18 protein-coding genes are annotated in these 18100 nt (G+C 66.5%); 8 read left to right on the top strand and 10 right to left on the bottom strand.

Annotated features, from left to right (window positions below):
- Window positions 1–6: 6 nt before the first annotated feature.
- Window positions 7–1413 carry a nitrate/nitrite transporter gene (locus ABDC78_RS16355; protein ID WP_178360092.1) on the bottom strand — a complete coding sequence of 469 codons (1407 nt, stop codon included), beginning with the start codon at window positions 1411–1413 and terminating at the stop codon, window positions 7–9.
- A 275-nt stretch (window positions 1414–1688) separates the two neighbouring features.
- On the opposite strand from ABDC78_RS16355, the gene ABDC78_RS16360 reads away from it, so the two are divergent.
- The 3 genes from ABDC78_RS16360 (at window position 1689) to nirD (ending at window position 4913) form a co-directional block, all read left to right on the top strand.
- On the top strand, window positions 1689–2042 hold the full coding sequence (locus ABDC78_RS16360) for a molybdopterin oxidoreductase (RefSeq protein ID WP_178360091.1): 354 nt from the start codon (window positions 1689–1691) through the stop codon (window positions 2040–2042).
- Entirely contained in the window at window positions 2042–4516 is a 2475-nt protein-coding gene (nirB, locus tag ABDC78_RS16365) for a nitrite reductase large subunit NirB (RefSeq protein WP_178360090.1), read from the top strand. The genes ABDC78_RS16360 and nirB overlap by 1 nt, the downstream gene beginning before the upstream one ends.
- A gap of 91 nt (window positions 4517–4607) precedes the next feature.
- Entirely contained in the window at window positions 4608–4913 is a 306-nt protein-coding gene (gene nirD, locus ABDC78_RS16370) for a nitrite reductase small subunit NirD (RefSeq protein WP_178360089.1), read from the top strand.
- A gap of 18 nt (window positions 4914–4931) precedes the next feature.
- Here the strand turns inward: nirD and ABDC78_RS16375 are convergent, their stop codons facing one another.
- Genes ABDC78_RS16375 through ABDC78_RS16390 form a run of 4 tightly spaced genes read right to left on the bottom strand, consistent with a single transcriptional unit; the run spans window position 4932 to window position 8328 of the window.
- Complete coding sequence (locus ABDC78_RS16375; protein ID WP_178360088.1) at window positions 4932–5324, bottom strand: universal stress protein; 393 nt, start codon at window positions 5322–5324, stop codon at window positions 4932–4934.
- The gene (locus ABDC78_RS16380) at window positions 5321–6862 is read right to left on the bottom strand and encodes a tripartite tricarboxylate transporter permease (protein WP_178360087.1); all 1542 of its coding nucleotides are present in this window, start codon (window positions 6860–6862) and stop codon (window positions 5321–5323) included. Before ABDC78_RS16380 ends, ABDC78_RS16375 begins: the two co-directional genes overlap by 4 nt.
- Window positions 6863–7384, bottom strand: coding sequence for a tripartite tricarboxylate transporter TctB family protein (locus tag ABDC78_RS16385; RefSeq protein WP_178360086.1), 522 nt, complete (start codon window positions 7382–7384; stop codon window positions 6863–6865).
- Window positions 7381–8328 (bottom strand): tripartite tricarboxylate transporter substrate-binding protein, encoded by a 948-nt coding sequence (locus tag ABDC78_RS16390; RefSeq protein WP_178360085.1) that lies wholly within the window; start codon window positions 8326–8328, stop codon window positions 7381–7383. Before ABDC78_RS16390 ends, ABDC78_RS16385 begins: the two co-directional genes overlap by 4 nt.
- Window positions 8329–8550: 222 nt before the next feature.
- Between ABDC78_RS16390 and ABDC78_RS16395 the strand changes: the two genes are divergently transcribed.
- Complete coding sequence (locus tag ABDC78_RS16395) at window positions 8551–10107, top strand: ATP-binding protein (RefSeq protein WP_256736210.1); 1557 nt, start codon at window positions 8551–8553, stop codon at window positions 10105–10107.
- Window positions 10100–10759 carry a response regulator gene (locus tag ABDC78_RS16400; protein WP_178360083.1) on the top strand — a complete coding sequence of 220 codons (660 nt, stop codon included), beginning with the start codon at window positions 10100–10102 and terminating at the stop codon, window positions 10757–10759. Before ABDC78_RS16395 ends, ABDC78_RS16400 begins: the two co-directional genes overlap by 8 nt.
- 13 nt (window positions 10760–10772) lie before the next feature.
- Here the strand turns inward: ABDC78_RS16400 and ABDC78_RS16405 are convergent, their stop codons facing one another.
- Complete coding sequence (locus ABDC78_RS16405) at window positions 10773–12056, bottom strand: DUF222 domain-containing protein (protein ID WP_178360082.1); 1284 nt, start codon at window positions 12054–12056, stop codon at window positions 10773–10775.
- Between the two features lie 152 nt (window positions 12057–12208).
- Between ABDC78_RS16405 and ABDC78_RS16410 the strand changes: the two genes are divergently transcribed.
- Window positions 12209–13438, top strand: coding sequence for a cytochrome P450 (locus ABDC78_RS16410; RefSeq protein ID WP_178360081.1), 1230 nt, complete (start codon window positions 12209–12211; stop codon window positions 13436–13438).
- On the opposite strand, the gene ABDC78_RS16415 is transcribed toward ABDC78_RS16410, so the two are convergent.
- On the bottom strand, window positions 13392–13787 hold the full coding sequence (locus ABDC78_RS16415) for a DUF2784 domain-containing protein (protein ID WP_178360080.1): 396 nt from the start codon (window positions 13785–13787) through the stop codon (window positions 13392–13394). The two genes, ABDC78_RS16410 and ABDC78_RS16415, sit on opposite strands and share 47 nt — an antisense overlap.
- A gap of 111 nt (window positions 13788–13898) precedes the next feature.
- Between ABDC78_RS16415 and ABDC78_RS16420 the strand changes: the two genes are divergently transcribed.
- Complete coding sequence (locus tag ABDC78_RS16420) at window positions 13899–14630, top strand: type 1 glutamine amidotransferase (RefSeq protein ID WP_178360079.1); 732 nt, start codon at window positions 13899–13901, stop codon at window positions 14628–14630.
- Here the strand turns inward: ABDC78_RS16420 and ABDC78_RS16425 are convergent.
- Window positions 14612–15961 (bottom strand): TIGR01777 family oxidoreductase, encoded by a 1350-nt coding sequence (locus ABDC78_RS16425; protein WP_178360078.1) that lies wholly within the window; start codon window positions 15959–15961, stop codon window positions 14612–14614. The genes ABDC78_RS16420 and ABDC78_RS16425 overlap by 19 nt on opposite strands.
- A 124-nt stretch (window positions 15962–16085) precedes the next feature.
- Here ABDC78_RS16425 and ABDC78_RS16430 point away from each other — a divergent pair, with 124 nt between their 5' ends.
- Complete coding sequence (locus ABDC78_RS16430; RefSeq protein WP_178360077.1) at window positions 16086–16760, top strand: phosphoribosyltransferase; 675 nt, start codon at window positions 16086–16088, stop codon at window positions 16758–16760.
- A gap of 9 nt (window positions 16761–16769) precedes the next feature.
- Here the strand turns inward: ABDC78_RS16430 and ABDC78_RS16435 are convergent, their stop codons facing one another.
- Together ABDC78_RS16435 and ABDC78_RS16440 are read right to left on the bottom strand one after the other, a co-directional pair.
- The gene (locus tag ABDC78_RS16435) at window positions 16770–17162 is read right to left on the bottom strand and encodes a DUF308 domain-containing protein (protein ID WP_178360076.1); all 393 of its coding nucleotides are present in this window, start codon (window positions 17160–17162) and stop codon (window positions 16770–16772) included.
- A gap of 39 nt (window positions 17163–17201) precedes the next feature.
- Window positions 17202–18014, bottom strand: a complete 813-nt coding sequence (locus ABDC78_RS16440) for a DivIVA domain-containing protein (RefSeq protein WP_178360075.1) — start codon at window positions 18012–18014, stop codon at window positions 17202–17204.
- Between the last annotated feature and the right edge of the window lie 86 nt (window positions 18015–18100).

Here is an 18100-nt window from a genome sequence, read left to right on the forward strand (position 1 = left end):
GGACCTTCAGACGCCGGCCTGCGCCATCCGGCTACCTTTGCGAAGGTAGAAGTACCAGGTCACGACAAGCAGCACGAGGAAGAACCCGACGTAGAACTGCAGGGCCGGTTCGATGTTGCCGAACTGGGATTTCGCCCAGGCGTAAGCGAGCGGGACGATGAACCCGCCGAACGCGCCGATCGACGAGATGACACCCAGTGCGCCCGCAGCCTGCCGCCGCATGTGCAGCATGGTCAACGGATCGCCGCCGGCGTCTTCGCCCTTGACCCGGAAGATCTTCGAGATCATCCGATAGGTGGAGCCGTTGCCGATACCGGTGGCGATGAACAGGAACATGAACGCGATGAAGAACACCGGCATGCTCTTGGCCTGCACGGACCAGAGTGCTCCGGCAGCGCCGACCGCCAGCATGATGAAGCTCAGCGCGGTGATCCGCGCGCCGCCGTGCCGATCCGACAGCTTCCCGCCGAGCGGACGTGCGATCGACCCGATCAGCGCGCCGAGAAACGCCCAGGTCAGCGCGATATCGCCACGATCGAACACTGCTTTGAGCAGGGTCGGAAACGCAGCCGAATATCCGATGAACGAGCCGAAGGTGCCGATGTAGAGCAGGGACATCACCCAGGTGTCGGGGTGGCGCAGTGACTGCCACACCGGTTTGACGTCGGCTTTGGCCTCGGTCAGGTTGTTCATGAACAGGAATGCGCACACAGCCGCGGCCACCGCGAACGGCACGTAGAAGAGCCCCGCGAGCGACAGGGTGACTCCGGCCCCAATGGTGACGATGAGGGGAATCACTTTCTGCGCCACCGCGACACCGATGTTGCCGCCCGCGGCGTTGAGTCCGAGTGCCCAACCCTTCTCGTTCTCCGGGTAGAAGAACGAGATGTTGGCCATCGACGATGCGAAGTTGCCGCCACCGAAGCCTGCGGTACCGGCAACGAGCAGCAGCAGCCAGAACGGGGTGCTCGGATCGCCTACCACCCAGGCCAATCCGAGACACGGGATCAGCAGCAGCAGCGCTGAGATCACGGTCCAGTTCCGCCCCCCGAACACCGGGACCGCAAAAGTGTACGGAAGCCGCAGAAACGCTCCCACGCCGCTCGGCACCGCAACCAGCCACAGCGCCTGTGACGTCGTCAAGGCCCAGCCTGACGCGGCAGCGGATCCATCGGCGCCCGCCGTCATCTGTACGACCACGATGCTCCACAGCAGCCACACCGAGAATCCGATGTGCTCGGCGAAGATGGAGTAGATCAGATTTCGGCGTGCAACGGGTTTGCCGACGCTGGACCAGAATTCGGGGTCCTCCGGGCGCCAATCGTCGATCCAGTGTTTGCCGCGATGCTGTCCCGGCGCGCCCGGTTCCGCCGACGCGACAGCCCCGGTCGAATCGCTGTCCGTAACGGTCATGATGACTCCTGTGGTGGATTCAGTCCGAGGTGATCGATGCCGTTGCCGGCCGCGGTGCCGGCGCATCGGGCCCGAGCTGCGACGGTGCTTTCGGGCTTGCCCCAAGGTGTACTGCCTGGGCATTCCGCATCCGTTGCACCTGGGTGACCGCAAGGAAAACACGACCTCACACCGCAGGTCAGCTCACCGTGAGACCGCCGGCGGGTGATCAGGGGGATGCACGGGCGACTTGCGGACGAAACCGACTGGAAACACGCGGCTTCTAGCTTCGAGCCATGTCCGACGGAAGTAGTCCCCGGTTCCTGCAAGGCGCGTTCGACTTCGAGGGCAGCGGCTACGACAAACCACTGCCGCTCGACGACTCGCTGCGTTATGTGGTGCCCGCCGGCGCCACCACCCAGCCCGTCTACTTCCGCGGGGGCAACTCGACGAAGCAGATGGTCACCGTGGTGCTGTTCCGTGACGGAATCCCGATGCGCTACTTCCCCATCGCCGCCAAGGGGGCCACCCACGTGGCGCTGCGGGTGGTCGAGGATCTGCTCGCCGACACCGTGCTCGAGCTGTACGTCGCGGCACCCGACGGGGTGCGCGGCACGGTGGTCATCGACCTGGGACTCGTGGAGGTCTGATGCAGCGCCTGGTGGTGGTCGGCAACGGGATGGCCGGAATCCGCGCCATCGAGGAGGTCCTCGCAAGACAGGCCAGCGGAATCAGTGCCGAGACTTTCCAGATCACTGTCTTCGGTGACGAACCGTATGGCAACTACAACAGGATCCTGTTGTCGAACGTGCTTGCCGGACTCGATGATCCGGCCGAGATCTACCTGAACACGCTGGACTGGTACTCCGACAACAACATCGACCTCCGCGCCGGGGTCCGCGTCGTTCGCATCGACACCTACGCGCATCTGGTGCACGCCGACGACGGGACCTCGCTGCGTTACGACAAGCTGATCCTCGCCACCGGAAGCCGTTCGTTCTTCCCGCCGATGGCCGGACTGTGGGCCGACGACAAGACTCTGGCCGACGGCATCTTCGGCTTCCGGACCCTCGACGACACCTCGACGATGATCGCCGAAGCCGCAAACCGCACCAAGGCCGTCGTCATCGGCGGCGGCCTCCTGGGCCTCGAAGCGGCACGGGGACTGCAGAGTCGGGGACTCACCGTCGACGTCGTGCACGCGGGTCCGACCTTGATGAACGCTCAACTCGACGATCCGGCCGGCTCGATCCTGCGCAAGTCGCTGGAATCGTTGGGAATCGGGGTGCACACCGAGAAACGCACGACCGAGGTGATCGTCGACGACGGTCGGCTCACCGGCATCACCTTCTCCGACGGCACGCTGCTCGACTGCGACATGCTGGTGATCGCCACCGGTATCCGGCCCAACGTCGGCCTGGCGCAACGGGCCGGGCTGACCGTCGAACGCGCCATCGTCACCGATGACCACATGCGCTCGATCGACGACGACGACGTCTACGTCGTGGGCGAGTGTGCCCAGCACCGCGGCCAGGTCTACGGCCTGGTGGCGCCGCTGTGGGAACAGGCGAAGGTGCTGGCCGATCACCTGACCGGTGCCGACAGGAGCGCGGCCTATCACGGTTCCCGGGTCGCCACGAAGCTGAAGGTCGCGGGCGTCGACGTCGCCTCGATGGGCGTCAAAGGCCCCGAACACCCCGACGACGAGTTCGTCCAGTATTCCGAACCCAAGCACGGCGTCTACAAGACGGTGGTCATCCGCGACGGAAAACTGGTGGGCGCCACTCTGGTCGGCGACGTGTCGAAGGTGGCGTTCCTGACCCAGGCATTCGACAGCGGTCTGCCACTGCCCGACGAGCGGGTTGCGCTGATGTTCGACATCGGCACTCCCGAGGTCGGTGTCGGTGTGGCCGAACTCGCCGACGATGCACAGGTGTGCAACTGCAACGGCGTATCCAAGGGCGCGCTGGTGGCCTGCGTGCGCGACGGTGAGTCGTCGGTGTCCGGCGTGATGGCGAAGACCAAGGCCGGAAAGGGCTGCGGCTCCTGCAAAGAACTCGTCTGCCAGGTTGTCGAGTGGGCGGCCGGCGGAGCGGTCAACGAGGATCCGTCGGCGTCGTGGTACGTGCCCGCGGTTCCCTACGACAAGGCGACCTTGATGCACCACATCCGCGAGCTCGGACTGCATTCGGTGTCGTCGGTGTTCGCGGCCCTCGCACCGGACGGCCAGGAGGACGCAGGCTCCAAGATGGCCCTGGCATCGCTGCTCGAGACGATGTGGGCCGACGAATTCGTCGACGAACGTGACGCCCGGTTCATCAACGACCGCGTGCACGCCAACATCCAGCGCGACGGCACGTTCTCGGTGGTGCCGCAGATGAAGGGCGGGGTCACCGACGTCACCCAGTTGCGCAAGATCGCCGACGTCGCGGAGAAGTACGAGATCCCGATGATCAAGCTGACCGGCGGTCAGCGTATCGACCTGCTCGGTGTTCGCAAGGAGGATCTGCCGAAGGTGTGGGCCGACCTCGACATGCCGTCGGGATACGCCTACGGCAAGAGTTTCCGGACCGTGAAAACCTGTGTGGGCAGCGACTTCTGCCGTTACGGGGTCGGCGATTCGACCGCGCTGGGCATCGCGATCGAGGAGCGCTACCAGGGACTGGCCAGCCCGGCGAAGCTGAAACTGGCTGTCACCGGCTGCCCCCGCAACTGCGCCGAGGCGCTCTGCAAGGACCTCGGGGTGGTCGCGGTGGACGGCGGCCGATGGGAGATCTACGTCGGGGGTGCAGCGGGCGCCCACATCCGCAAGGGCGACCTGCTCGCCACCGTCGAGGACGCCCAGACGGTGATCACGCTGGCCGGCCGGTTCATGCAGTACTACCGCGAGAGCGCCAACTGGCTGGAGCGCACCTACAAGTTCGTCCCCCGCGTGGGCATCGAGCACCTGCGCGCCGTCCTGGTCGACGACTCCGACGGCCTGGCGGCAGGCCTGGACGAGCGGATGCAGAAGTCGGTGGACGCTTACCGCGATCCATGGCAGGACGGCCGGGAACCGGCTTCGGAAGGACAGTTTCGCTCGTCACTGCCGTTGCTACCGCTCCCCCTGGTGCCGGTGCGATGAGCGGGGTGTCTTCCGTTGAGACTGCACCCACGGTGGTGATTGTGGTGAAAACACCGCCGTGGGCGCAGTCTCAACACCCGAGGGAGTGCAGGTGAGCGGCGTCGAGGTCGGGCACGTCGACGAGATTCCGGTCGGAGAGGGCCGGACCTTCGCGGTCGGCGACGACCAGATCGCGGTCTTCCGGCTGCGCGACGGATCGCTGCGGGCCGTCGACGCCGTGTGCCCACACAAGGGCGGACCGCTGGCCGACGGTTTGGCCGACGACCGGGTGATCGTCTGCCCGCTGCACGGACATACCTTCGACATGTGCACGGGCAGCGAGGTTTCCGGGGCTGCGATGTCGGTGCGCAGTTATCCGGTTGAGGTGGTGGACGGCACCATCCACGTCAGCACGTGAGACCGACCGGACACCGAGTCAGTCCTCGTCGGGTTTGACCGCCAGAACGGGCTTGGGGCATTCCAGGATCAACTTCTGCGCCACGCTGCCGAGCAGCAACTTGCCGACCGGGCTGCGGTGACGGATGCCGACGACCAGAAGCTGCGCAGTGTCGCGGGCCATCGCGGCCAACAGTTCGTCGACGGCGTCGACGCCGACCGGCTGGACGAGCTCGAACTCCACCCCGCATTCGGCCAGCCGGGCTTCGACATCGTGCACCTCGGCTCCCCCGGCGAACCGTGAGTCGACATACGACTCACCTGATGTGGCGTTGATGACGTACAGATTGGTGTCCCGCAGCTTGGCCTCGGCGATGCCGTGTTCGAGGGCGGCGTGGCCGTATCTGTCTGCGGTGTAACCGATGACGATCACGCGCGTCCTGCCTTCTGCTTCTGGTCTTTGTCGTCCTCGACGATCAACAGACTCTCCTCACTGCGGTTCATCAATTTCAGGATCAGCGGAGCCAACAGAAGCAGCGCCATGATGATGTAGGTGCCGATGGCCACCGGTTCCCTGAACAGCGACATCCAGTCACCGCCGCCGAGTTGCAGGCTCTGCCGCAGTTGCCGTTCGACACGCGGGCCGAGGATGACGCCGATGATCAACGGCAGCACCGGAAGGCCGAATCTGCGCATCATCAGACCCATCAACCCGAAGACCAACAGCAGCACCAGATCCAGCGGCTGCAGGTTCACCGCGAAGGCGCCGAGAGTCGCGAAGAACAGGATCCCTGCATACAGATAAGGGCGCGGGGTTCGGAGCAGCTTGGCCCACAGTGGCGCCAACGGCAGGTTCAGGGCCAGCAGCAGGAAGTTGCCGATGAACAGGCTCGCGATCAACGTCCAGATCAGCAGCGGTTCCTTGTCGAACAGCGTCGGGCCGGGCTGGATGCCGTACGACACGAAGGCTGTCAGCATCACCGCCGCGGTCGCGTTGGTGGGCAGCCCCAGCGACAGCATCGGCACCAAAGTGCCTGCCGCCGAGGCATTGTTGGCCGCCTCCGGTCCCGCGACGCCCTCGATGGCACCCTTGCCGAACTCCTCGGGATGCTTCGTCAGCTTCTTCTCGGTGATGTAGCTCAGGAACGTCGGAAGCTCCGCACCGCCGGCCGGCAACGCACCGAACGGGAACCCGTAGGCGGTGCCCCGCAGCCAGGGCTTCCAGGAACGTTTCCAGTCCTCTTTGCCCATCCAGGGCCGGCCGACGGGGATGACCTCCGCCGGTCGTCGCCGCAGATGCGCGGCCACCCACAACGCCTCACCGAGCGCGAAGACGGCCACCGCGATCACCACGATGTCGATCCCGTCGGACAGCAGCGGCATGCCGAACGTGGCCCGCGGTTGACCGGTCAGCGAGTCGATCCCGACGATGCCGATCGCGAGTCCGAGCAGCAGGGAGATCACGCCGCGCATCTTCGAAGAGCCCAGCACCGCGGTCACCGCGACGAGCGCGAACAACATGATCGCGAGATAGGACGGCGCACCCAGCGTGACGGCGAATCGGGACACCGCGGGCGCAAAAGCCGCCAGTAGCGCGGTGCCGATCGCGCCGGCGACGAATGACCCGATCGCCGCGGTGGCCAGCGCCTGAGCGGCTCGTCCGGCCTTCGCCATCTTGTTGCCCTCGAGGGCGGTGATCACCGACGATGATTCGCCCGGTGTGTTGAGCAGGATCGAGGTGGTCGAGCCGCCGTACATACCGCCGTAGAAGATGCCGGCGAACATGATGAACGCCGCGCTGGGGCTGACGTTGTAGGTGATCGGCAGCAGCAGCGCCACCGTCATGGCCGGGCCGATGCCGGGTAGCACGCCGACCGCGGTCCCCAGCAGAACGCCGATCACCGCATAGAGCAGGTTCATCGGGGTGGCCGCCTCGGCGAACCCCTGCATGAGCCAGTCGAAGTTCTCCATTTACAGAATCCCATCCAAGATGCCTGCGGGCAGCGGGATTCCGAGCCCAGAGTAGAACGCGTAGAAGCTGGCGAGCGCCAGCACGGTGCCGATCGCGATGTTGCGCACGTAGTGGTTGCTGCCCAGGACGGTGGCGCAGCCGGCGAAGAACAGCGCGCTGGCGATCACCCAACCCAGCGGCTCCACGAGCACGATGAGCGCAACAAACAGGCCGACGAGCAACCCGACCGTGCGCCAATCACTCGGCATGTCGGGATCGATGTCTTCGCCCGCGTCCGCCTCGCCCTTGTATCCGCGCGGGATCGCGATCGCCAGGACGACCGACATGGCGAGCAGGCCGATACCGATGGTGATCGGAAAGAAGCGCGGCCCAACGGGATCCACCTCGGCGTAGCCACCGGGCATCGACAGCCCGTCGTAGACGAGGAATGCGCCCACCGCGACCATCACCGCACAGACGATGTACTGCGCGTAATCGGGCCGCTCCCGGGTGTCGGGGGCGTCGTTCATGTCGGTGCTCATACCAGCCCCAGATCGGTCAGCGTCGTCTCGACGCGCTCGTCCTGCTCGGTGAGGAAATCCTCGAATGGCTGGCCGGTCATGAAGGCATCACTCCAACCGTTTTTCACCAGCGCCTCCTTCCATGCGTCTGTGGCGTGCAGTTCTTCCAAGATCGTGACCATCGCCTGCCGGTCCTCGTCCGAAATGCCCGGCGGTGCAAGGACTCCCCGCCAGTTGGTGAACGTGAGATCGATACCGGCCTCGGTGAGGGTGGGGGCGTCGATGCCCTCGACGCGCTCCTTTCCGGAGACCGCCAGCACCCGGACCTGACCCGACTCGATCTGGTCGACATATTCGCCGAGCCCTGAGGTGCCTGCCGCAATCTTGTTGCCCAGCAGCGCGGTCAGCAGGTCGCCACCACCGTCATAGGAGACGAAGTTGACCTTGGTGGGGTCCACGCCGACGACCTTGGCCGTCTCCATCGGAAACAGATGGTCGGGGCCGCCGGGACTCGAGCCCCCGCCGATCGTCACCTTCGTCGGGTCGGCCTTCCACGCGTCGACAAAGTCCTGCACGGTCTGGAACGGCGAGTCGGCCGGAACCAGGATGCCTTCCTGCTCCTCGACGATCTTCGCCAGCGCGGTGGCATCGGAGGCGCGGGCGGTCGACCCATTGGTATACGTGGCACCGACGACGCCCAGGCCCATCATCATCATCAGGTCGCCGTTGCCGCGTTCGTTCATCAGCCGCGCCATGGCGACGGTGCCGCCGGCGCCGATCACGTTGAAGACCTCGACGCGCCCGGTGATGTCCTGGTCTTCCATGATCTTGACGGCGGTACGCGCCGTGAGGTCGTAGCCACCGCCCGGGCTGTTTGGAACCATCATTCGAAGCCGGTGCAGTCCGGTCTCCTCACCGCGGGTCACCCCGCAGGCAGAAAGGCACAGCGCGGCGATGATGGCCATGATGACGCCGGCGAACACGTGGCGTCGGCCTGTTGCGAACAATGTCGTCCCCAATCGCTTATTTGTGATGCTCGGCAATACTGGACCCTTGGAGTGACTCAGGTCACTGATATGGACGCAAAGGAAGTATTGGACATTAAGAACATCTCGTCGGCGCGATCCGCAGTGGTGGGGCTGCTGCGGGGGCGCAGCTTGGCCGGGCAGTTCCTGGCGTTCCAGCTGATGGTCGTCGCAGTCGTGCTGATCGCCGTCGCCGCGGTATCGGTCGCCCAATCGACCAGCGAGTTCCGCGAGGTCCGCGGGCAGCGGATGATCGCGGTCGCCGAGAACATGGCCTCCGCACCGATCGTGCGGGACCGCTACGCCGATCCGTTCGCAGCGCGAACCCTCGCCGCCGACGTGGACCGCGCGGTCGCGCTCTCGGGAGCCAGCCTCGCCGAGATACTGGGGCCTGACGGAACCGTGCGGGCCTCGTCGGTGCCGACACGTGTCGGCGCGCAGATGGATCTCGGACCGAGTCGGGCGGACGAAGGCAGAGCCTGGTTCGGCGATGCCGATATCGACGGAATCCACAGTCTGGTCGGCCAGGTGCCGGTCCTCTCGAGCGAAGGCGACGTTCTCGCCATCGCGTCGGTCAGCGAGGGCTACCCGTCCGCCTGGACCCTGCTCGGCGGGGCCGGTGAACGACTGCTGGTCTATCTGGGACTGGGTGCGGCGCTGGGACTGGTGGCGTCGTGGCTGCTGTCACGACGGATCAAGAGGCACACCCGCGGGTTGGAGGTGACCGAGATCGCGAGCCTCGCCGATCACCGGGAGGCCCTGTTACACAGCATCCGTGAGGGCGTGATCGGGGTGAGCAATGACGGTGACATCACCGTGCTCAACGACAGCGCGCAGGACCTTCTCGGAGTGACCGGCGAGGCGGTCGGTCACCCGGTGAGCACCGCCGGCATCGACCCCGCAGTGGTGTCGTTCCTCGTATCCGACGAGGACGGCCGCGGTGGCGGGCCCGCCCAGGACACGGTCATCGCGACACGGACGAAGGTGCTGGCATTGAGCAGGCGGGCGGCGACGAGCCAGGGGCAGCGGATCGGGACGGTGACGACGATGCGGGACAGCACCGAACTCGCCGCGCTGCAAGGACAGCTGTCGTCGCACAAGAGCGTGACCGACACCCTGCGGGCGCAGACACACGAGTTCGCCAACCAGCTGCACACGATCTCAGGGCTGGTTCAGCTCGGTGAGTATGATGCGGTGCGTGATCTGGTGGGCACCTTGACGCGTCGGCGTGCGGAGATCAGTGACGCCGTGACACAACGGATTTCCGATCCCGCGGTGGCTGCGCTGTTGATCGCGAAGACCTCGCTGGCTGCCGAGAGCGGAGTGGCGCTGACGCTGGATCCGGCCTCGCATCTCACGCCGCTTGACCCTGCGTTGGCCACCGACGTGATCACGTTGTTGGGCAACCTCATCGACAATGCGGTGGAGGTGTCGGTGGGTTCACCGGATGCACGCGTCACGGTGGCGATCGACGATCTCGACGGGCTGGCGATCTCGGTGCTCGATTCGGGACCGGGTGTCCCGGAGCATCTGCGCGAGGCGATCTTCGCCCGCGGCGTCACCTCCAAGCCGGATGTCCCGGGCGGTCGGGGCATCGGGCTGGCGCTGGTTCGTCTGGTCACCGCCCAGCACGGCGGGACCGTCGACGTGTGTGACGCCCCTGAAGGCGGCGCGCTGTTCCTGGTGCGACTCACTCCGTCGGTGCACAGTCATGCGTGACGTCCTCGTTGTCGACGACGACTTCATGGTCGCCGAGATCCACCGCCGGTTCGTCGACCACGTTGATGGATTCCGGACCGTCGGTGTGGCGCGCACCGGCGCCGAAGCACTGACCGCGGCGCGAGAACTGCAGCCCCAGTTGATTCTGCTGGATGTCTACCTTCCGGACATGACAGGCCTGGATGTGTTGCAGCGCTTGCGATCTACCGGAGATCGTGTAGGTGTCATCATGATCACCGCAGCTCGGGAGCTGGACACTGTGAGCGGGGCACTCGACGGTGGTGCGGCCGACTACCTGATCAAGCCCTTCGAGTTTCCCCAGTTGCAGGCCAAGCTACAGGCGTTCGCGACGCGCGCGGATGCCTTGGAAACAGCGGGTGGCGCCGACCAGTCGTTGATCGACTCGCTGTTCGGCGGCCCGTCGGTGTCGAAGGTGTTACCTAAAGGCCTCGGTGCGGAGACCGGCGAACTCGTGATCGCCGCGGTTCGCAACGCCGGAGAGGTATCGGCTGCCGAATGCGCTGACCTGGTCGGCATTTCGCGTGTCAGCGCACGCCGATATCTCGAGCATTTCCTCAGCACCGGGACGGTCGAGTTGCGGCTGCAGTACGGAATCGGCCGACCCGAGCGCCGCTACAGCATCGCAAACTAGGTGTGCCGCGACACTAGGCGGCGTCGAAGGTGATGAGGTCGATGCTGAGGCGGCCTTCGAGCAGGCTCAGCGTTCGTCGGATCGGCGGGCCGGGTAGTGGTGGGGCGGTGGACTGATACGTCGCCCCAGTCGGGGTGCGCAACGTCGCGGTGTGGGCGCCGTTGTCCTCGCTGGTGGTGACGGTCCAGCCGGGCGCGTCCTTGGCGTAATTGCAGGCTGCACAATCCCCCAACCCGTTGCACGCGCTGGTCTCACCGCCCGCCCGAACCGGGGTGGCATGATCGCGGTGGCGGATCGGGGCATCACAATACGGGGTCCGGCACCTCTGATCACGCAACCCGATGAACACCGCCAACCCTTTCGGGAAGATCCGGGATCGCGACTCCATCGCCACCAACTGCCCACTGGCGGGGTGGCGGTACAGCCGGCGCAGCGTCGCTTTGATGTCCTTGTCGGCCACCGCGTCCCCGATCAGCCGGCACGCGAACCCCGCCGGGACCGGCCCGTACCCATCGAGCCACGCCGGTTCCTCATCGTCACCGGCCAGCGTGGAATCAGCCATCACCAGATTCAGTGCCACCGGCACCGGTGTGGCCGCCGAGCGTCCGGTGACCCTTTCGTAGACGGTGTCGGCCATCACCTGACCGCGCGTGCGCCCGTCGAACGTCGTGTCCGCGGCGCGCTTGCACGCCGCATACACCGCCACCCCCTGAGCGACCGGCAGCAGCGCAGACACCCAGGTCATGGTGTCCGGCGCCGGCCGGATCGTCACACACCGATCCTTGGCTGCCTTCGCCGACCGCGCGACCACCGCCGCCGCGTCCAAACGCAGCGCGATCTTCTTGGCCTCGGCCTCGACCCGGTTGTTGCCCCACCCCACCAGGCGCGACAGATCCGCACACAACTCGGCATCCAACACCCGGCGATGCTCCACACGCAGACACGCCGATTCGCGCACGATCAACGTCGCCCGCCACTCCGAAAGCACCCCGGCCGCCAACGCCGCCAACGTGTGCGGCATCTCATGCACCAGCGCATTCGCGAACCCCAGATGCTGATTCCCTTTCACCGGAGCCTCATGGCGCGCCAACGCCACCTCCGAAGCCAACCCCTTACCCCGCTTCGCCGTCGCCACCCCCGCCGCCTGCTCCGCGGCGCGGCGCTTCTGCGCCCACAACGCCGTCGCCCGCGCTTGAGCCGCAGCAGCAGCCGACTTCAAGTGCTCGAAGTGCTCGACCTGCGCCCGCAAGACAGCCTCACCCGCCCCGGGATCCACGTCGAACAAATTTTCGAACATAAATCCAGACGCTACGCCGCCCCTCCGACAAGAATCCGCCCAGAAACCAGTACTGGCCGACTCAAAAGCCAGTAGCCGTCTACTGCGGGTACTGCCCGACACCCGGTACAGGCTCGTCGTCAACGGCACCGTCCACCGCAGGGGGAGATCACATGTCTGTCGACCAGATCCGGGGGACCGTCTTCGACGCCGACCTGCCGACCATTGCCTACGAACACGCTGAAAGCGCCGAGGAGGCGCACCGCCTGATCGGTGCGGCCCGACAACAGGGGCCGATCGCCATCGGACCACACGGCCCCGAGGTGCTCACCTACGAACTCGTCAGAACCGTTCTGCGCGACGACAGATTTCTGATGCCCGTAGGCGGCGCACTTCCCGCGCAGGGCATCACCTCCGGGGAACTGTGGGACATCGTCGTCTCCGGACTGCTCAGCCTCAACGGGCCGACGCATCACCGCCAACGCAAGCTCGTCGCCAAGGCATTCACGCCCAGAGCCGCCAGCCGCCTGCGCAACACGTGCGCCGACATCATCGCCGAACTGATCTACCGGGTATCCGAGGACGGCCGCTGTGACGTCGTCTCCGACATCGCCAGGCAGTATCCGATCCCGATCATCTGCGAGCTACTCGGCACCCGACGGGAAGACTGGAATCTGTTCTCCGAGTGGGCAGACGACATCTTCAAGGTGTTCGACTGGAACGTCGCCGAGGACGGACCCGACATCGTGCGGGCCTGGCGGGCACTGGAATCCCATCTCGACACCATGGTCGCGAGCCGACGAGATGAGCTCACCGACGACCTGTTGTCGGACATGATGCGCGCCGAGATCGACGGCGACCGGCTCAGCCACCAGGAACTCTTGACACTCGCCGCGACATTGCTGATGGCCGGAACCGACACCACGCGAAACCAGTTGGCCGCCGCGGTGGAGGTGTTCTGCGATCACCCTGACCAGTGGACACTGCTGGCCGAAAACCCCGAGCTGGCACCGCAAGCCGTCGAAGAAGTGATGAGGTACGCGCCGGTCATCTTCAGCACGCTGCGGATCGCCGTCGACGATGTCGAGCTCGCCGGTCACACCGTGCCTGCAGGGACTCTGGTGATCGCCAACACTGCGGCGGCGAACCGCGATCCGGAGGTCTACCCGAACCCCGACCGATTCGACATCACCCGCGCGGATGCACCCGCGATGCTCACTTTCGGCGGCGGCGTCCACTACTGTCTCGGCTCGCACCTCGCGCGTATCGAGCTCATCGAGGCGCTGACCCTCATGTCCCGCCGCATGCCGACGATCCGGCGCAGCGGCCCGGCACGGTGGAAGGCGATCACCGGCATCAGCGGGCCGGCAACGCTGCCGATCGCCTTCGACTGCGGATACTGAGGCCGACCCAGGACACCACGACCGCCGCGAAGGCGAGCACCTGGATCGCTGTCGCCCACTCGGCCGGGTAGAGCACTCCGGTGAGGTAGTGGTCGATGAAGCCCGCCGGCGGCAACTCCCCCAGCCCGGCACCCGCGCGGGCGTAGCGCTCGAGATCGGTCAACGGGCACGGCAGGCCGACGGTCAGACTCGCCGCACCCCACACCACGGCGGCGATGTGCAAACCGATGGTGACCGGCCACCGCCACGCCAGGAAACCGCCGACGACCAGATAGCAGAGGAACACCGAGTGCAGCGCGACCGTCAGGATCACCACGATCGTGTAGGGAAGTGCGCCAAACGAATCCATGACTGCCTGCCATGGTAACGACGATCGGCTGCCGAATCCCGAGACGTTGTTGCGCACGATCGGCGCCGAGAGGGCACCCGACGATGCGCTGCCGATGCCGCCAACCAGATAATGGTCCCCGTGGCACCCAGGGTTCTGTTTCTGCGCAATGAGCACATGGCGACCGAGGCACTGCTCGGCGAGGCGTTCGACGAGGAGGGTTTCGACGTCGAGACGTTCGAGGTGGTCCCCGCCGAACGGATCGATGATCCGGCCGGACACGTCGAGTTCCCCGACCCGGCCGGATACGACGTGATCGTCCCCCTCGGCGCAACCTGGCCGGTGTACAACGAGGAACTGCGCCGCACCTGGGTCGGTGGCGAGATGCAGATGATGCGCGACGCGGCCGAAGGGGGCGCGGCATTGCTCGGAGTGTGTTTCGGCGGCCAGTTGCTGGCGCAGACCTTCGGCGGCACGGTGGCGCGCTCGCCGCACCCGGAGATCGGCTGGTACGACGTGGCCAGCGACCGGCCCGACCTCGTGCCCGGCGGACCGTGGTTCCAGTGGCATTTCGACCGCTGGACGCTGCCGCCCGGGTCGACGGAGATCGCAAGGACCGCGCACGCGTCACAGGCGTTTGTGCTCGGCCGGGCGATGGCACTGCAGTTCCACCCGGAGGTCGATACGGAGTTACTCGCGGTCTGGCTGGCCGCCGACCATCACGGTGATGTCGCCGCCGCGGGCCTGACCCACGACGAAGTGCTCACCCGCACAGCCGAACTCGCCGACGACGCCGGGGTTCGAATCCGCAGGCTGGTGCGCGGCTTCCTGACCTATGTGAACAGTCAGCCCCGACCCAGTTGATGGGACAGTGCGTCGCCGACGTCCGGATGCCGGAAGCGGTGGCCGAGCGCGAACAACTTGGACGGCACGACCCGCTGACTCGCCTCGGCAAGCTCGCGGGCGCCCTGCTCCCCCAGCAGCACCCGCGGCCCGATCGACGGGACGGGCAGGATCGCCGGCCGGTGCAGCACCCGGGCCAGTTCGCTGGTGTATTCGGAGTTGCGCACGGGGTCGGGACCGACCGCGTTGACCGGCCCGCTGAGCCGATCGTCGTAGAGCGCCCGATAGTAGATGTCGAGCATGTCGTCCAGACCGATCCAGGACAGCCATTGTCTGCCGCTACCCACCCGGCCCCCGAGGCCGGCCGCGAACAGCGGGCGCAGCAGACGGAGCGTTCCACCCGCGGCGGCCTGCACGATCCCGGTGCGCACCTTCACCACCCTGAGTCCGGCGTCGGCGGCAGGCGTCGTGGCTGCCTCCCAGTCCGCGACCACGTCGGCGAGAAACCCGTCGCCGCGGGTGCTGTCCTCGGTCAGTTGGGTGTCCCCGCGGTCGAATCCGTAGAAACCGACCGCTGACGCGCAGACGAAGGTGCGTGGCCCGTCCTCGGCCGTCGCGGCCGCCTCCGCGAGGAGTCGCGTCGGTTCGATCCGGCTGTCCCTGATCGCGGCACGATGCGCGTCGGTGAAGCGGCCCGCTATCGACGCTCCGGCCAGGTGCACCACCGCGTCGACGCCGTCGAGCAGACCCTTCGCCGGAGCCTGCGGATTCCACAGCCGTTCGTCGTCGCCGTGCGCGGACTGCCGGACCAGCTTGATCACCCGGTGACCACCCGTGGTCAGAAACGCGCTCAGCGCGGACCCGACCAAGCCGGAAGCACCGGTCATGGCGATCACCATCGGCGTGCTGCCCGCCTCGCGAGCCTCGCGGTGCGCGACCAGATCGTCGATGAGTTGGCGCTGCCGGTAGACGAAGGTCGCCTTCAGACCGGCAGCCGGAACAACGGTCTCCACCTCGTCGCAGATCCGGGTGCCCGCGCCGTCATCACTGAAGGTGTGCGTGTGTCGCCAGCCACCGATGACCCGGGGAGGCCAGGACGAGGGACCATTCGATGCCAGCTCGTCGGCGAAGCGGCTGCCCGGGATGTACGCCGTCGGGTCGTGACGGGCAATCCATCGCAACCCGGCGGGTAGGCCGAGCACCGCGACCCCATCGGCCAGTGAGTCCGCCTCTTCCACGACTGTCATGGGCTGCCAGGGCGGCACCAGCCGACGCATCGCCCCGGGCCGGGTGTGCCATTCCCACACCTGGTCGCGCGGATGGTCGATGACGCTTTCGTACTCGATGCCCATGCAGCAGCCCCTGCTCTTCCGTCGTTGGTAGTCATTCGTCGCCGTCCTGACAGGGGATTGCCCGGATGCACCCCGGGTATCACGTCGACGGACGAGACTGTGATCACCGAACGAAGACTGACGTATGAGTGCCACCCGACGAACGTTTCGGGACCGCCGCGAGGCAGGCAGGTTCCTGGCGGAGAAGCTTGCCCACTACCGCGGGCGTGACGATCTCCAGGTGTTGGGTCTGGCCCGTGGCGGCGTGCCCGTCGGCTGGGAGGTCGCCTCGTTCCTGCGGGCTCCGCTGGACGCGTGCCTGGTGCGCAAGCTCGGGGTTCCGCAGTGGCCGGAGCTGGCGATGGGAGCGGTGGCCACCGCGGGCGGCGTGGTCCTCAACGACGACCTCCTGGGAAGTCTGGACATCAGCGACGAACAGATCCGCGACACCCTGACCCGCGAGACCGCCGAGCTGCACCGCCGCGAACAGGTGTACCGCGCCGGCCGAGGGGCACTGCTGCTGGCCGGACGCACGGTGATCCTGGTCGACGACGGAATCGCGACCGGAGCCAGCATGACAGCCGCCGTCCGGTCGGTGCGCAGCACCGGCCCGGCCTACATCGTCGTCGCGGTGCCGGTAGGGCCCGCATCGGTGTGCCGACGGCTGCGCGCCGACGCCGATGACGTGGTGTGTTCGACGACGCCGCGCGATTTCCGCGCGGTCGGACAGGTGTACGAGGACTTTCACCAGGTCAGCGACGACGAGGTGCGTGACCTGCTCGCCACACCTACCGTCGATCGCGCCACCACCGACGGGTGACCCGCAGGATCAACTCCTGGTGGTGTCGCCGTCCGCCGGTTTCCCGTATGCCTCGTTTTCCGGGGTGAACACGGTGGTGTCTTCTTCGCGATCATGAGGAACCGGTTCGACGTCTGCCGGTGAGTCCTCTGCGGGGATCTCCTCGTAGTCGGCAGCGACAGGGGCTTCCTCGGGGTAGTCCTCGTCGTAGATGACTTCGGTCTCGTCACCCGCAGCGTCGTCGACGCCCTCGCCACCGTCGTCGCCTTTGGACCGGTCCCTCAGTGCATCGACGATCAGCAGCACCACGCCGATCACACTGGCGGCGATGCACACCCACGCGATGAGCTCGTTGCTCGTCACGACGGCCGTCACCAGCGCCGCGAGGCCGACGACTGCCAGGACTAACGCGACGATCAGCATGGGCCTACCCCGCAAGGTGTGAGTCGGAGGTGCACGTGACTAGTTGTTGCCCCGGTTGAACTGGTTGAAGCCGCCCTCGTTGTTGGCGCCGGAGTCAACAGGTGCGGCCGAGCCGCGCTGACCCAGTTCCTCTAGCTGAGACTCCAGGTAGGTCTTCAAACGCGTGCGGTACTCACGCTCGAAGGTCCGCAGTTGTTCGAGACGGCCTTCGAGCACCGTGCGCTGCTGGTTGATGGTGCCCATGATCTCGGAGTGCTTGCGCTCGGCGTCTGCCTGCAGGGCATCGGCCTTCTCCTGGGCCTGCCGCAGTTGCGTTTCGGAGCGGGTCTGCGCGTCGGCCAGCATGGCGTCGGCGCGCTGACGGGCCTCGGCAACGGTGGTCTCGGCGGTCTGCCGGGCTTCGGAGACCATCGCGTCTGCTTCGGCGCGTGCGTCGGCGAGCATCTTGTCGGATTCCGCCTTCGCGGTTCCGGTGAGCCTGTCGGCGGTGTCCTGGGCAAGGCCCAGGATCTTCGCGGCACGCAGGTGCTGATCTTCCGAAGGCGCCGCGGCCTGCTGCGCCGGCGGAGCCTCGTACACCGGCTGCGGCGGCGGGGGTGCGGGTTCGGGCTCCGGCTCGTAGGCTGGAATCGTCTGCGTCGGCTGGGCGCCACCGCCCGAACGCGAAGAGGCGAGCTCCTGATCGAGCTCGGAAACCCGCTGGCGCAGGTCGCTGTTCTCCTCGATGAGGCGGGACAGCTCGTTCTCGACGAGGTCGAGGAACGCGTCTACCTCGTCCTCGTTGTAGCCGCGCTTACCGATTGGTGGCTTACTGAACGCGACGTTATGCACGTCAGCGGGTGTGAGCGGCATTGTCTGCCCCCTTGAAGTCTGGACCGTCAAACGATCTCAAAGTGTAGAGCCTTGCTGGAGAGTAACTGGCGTCCATCCTGTCACAC

It is taken from the genome of Mycobacterium sp. DL (genome assembly GCF_039729195.1).
GTDB classification, from domain to species: domain Bacteria; phylum Actinomycetota; class Actinomycetes; order Mycobacteriales; family Mycobacteriaceae; genus Mycobacterium; species Mycobacterium hippocampi_A.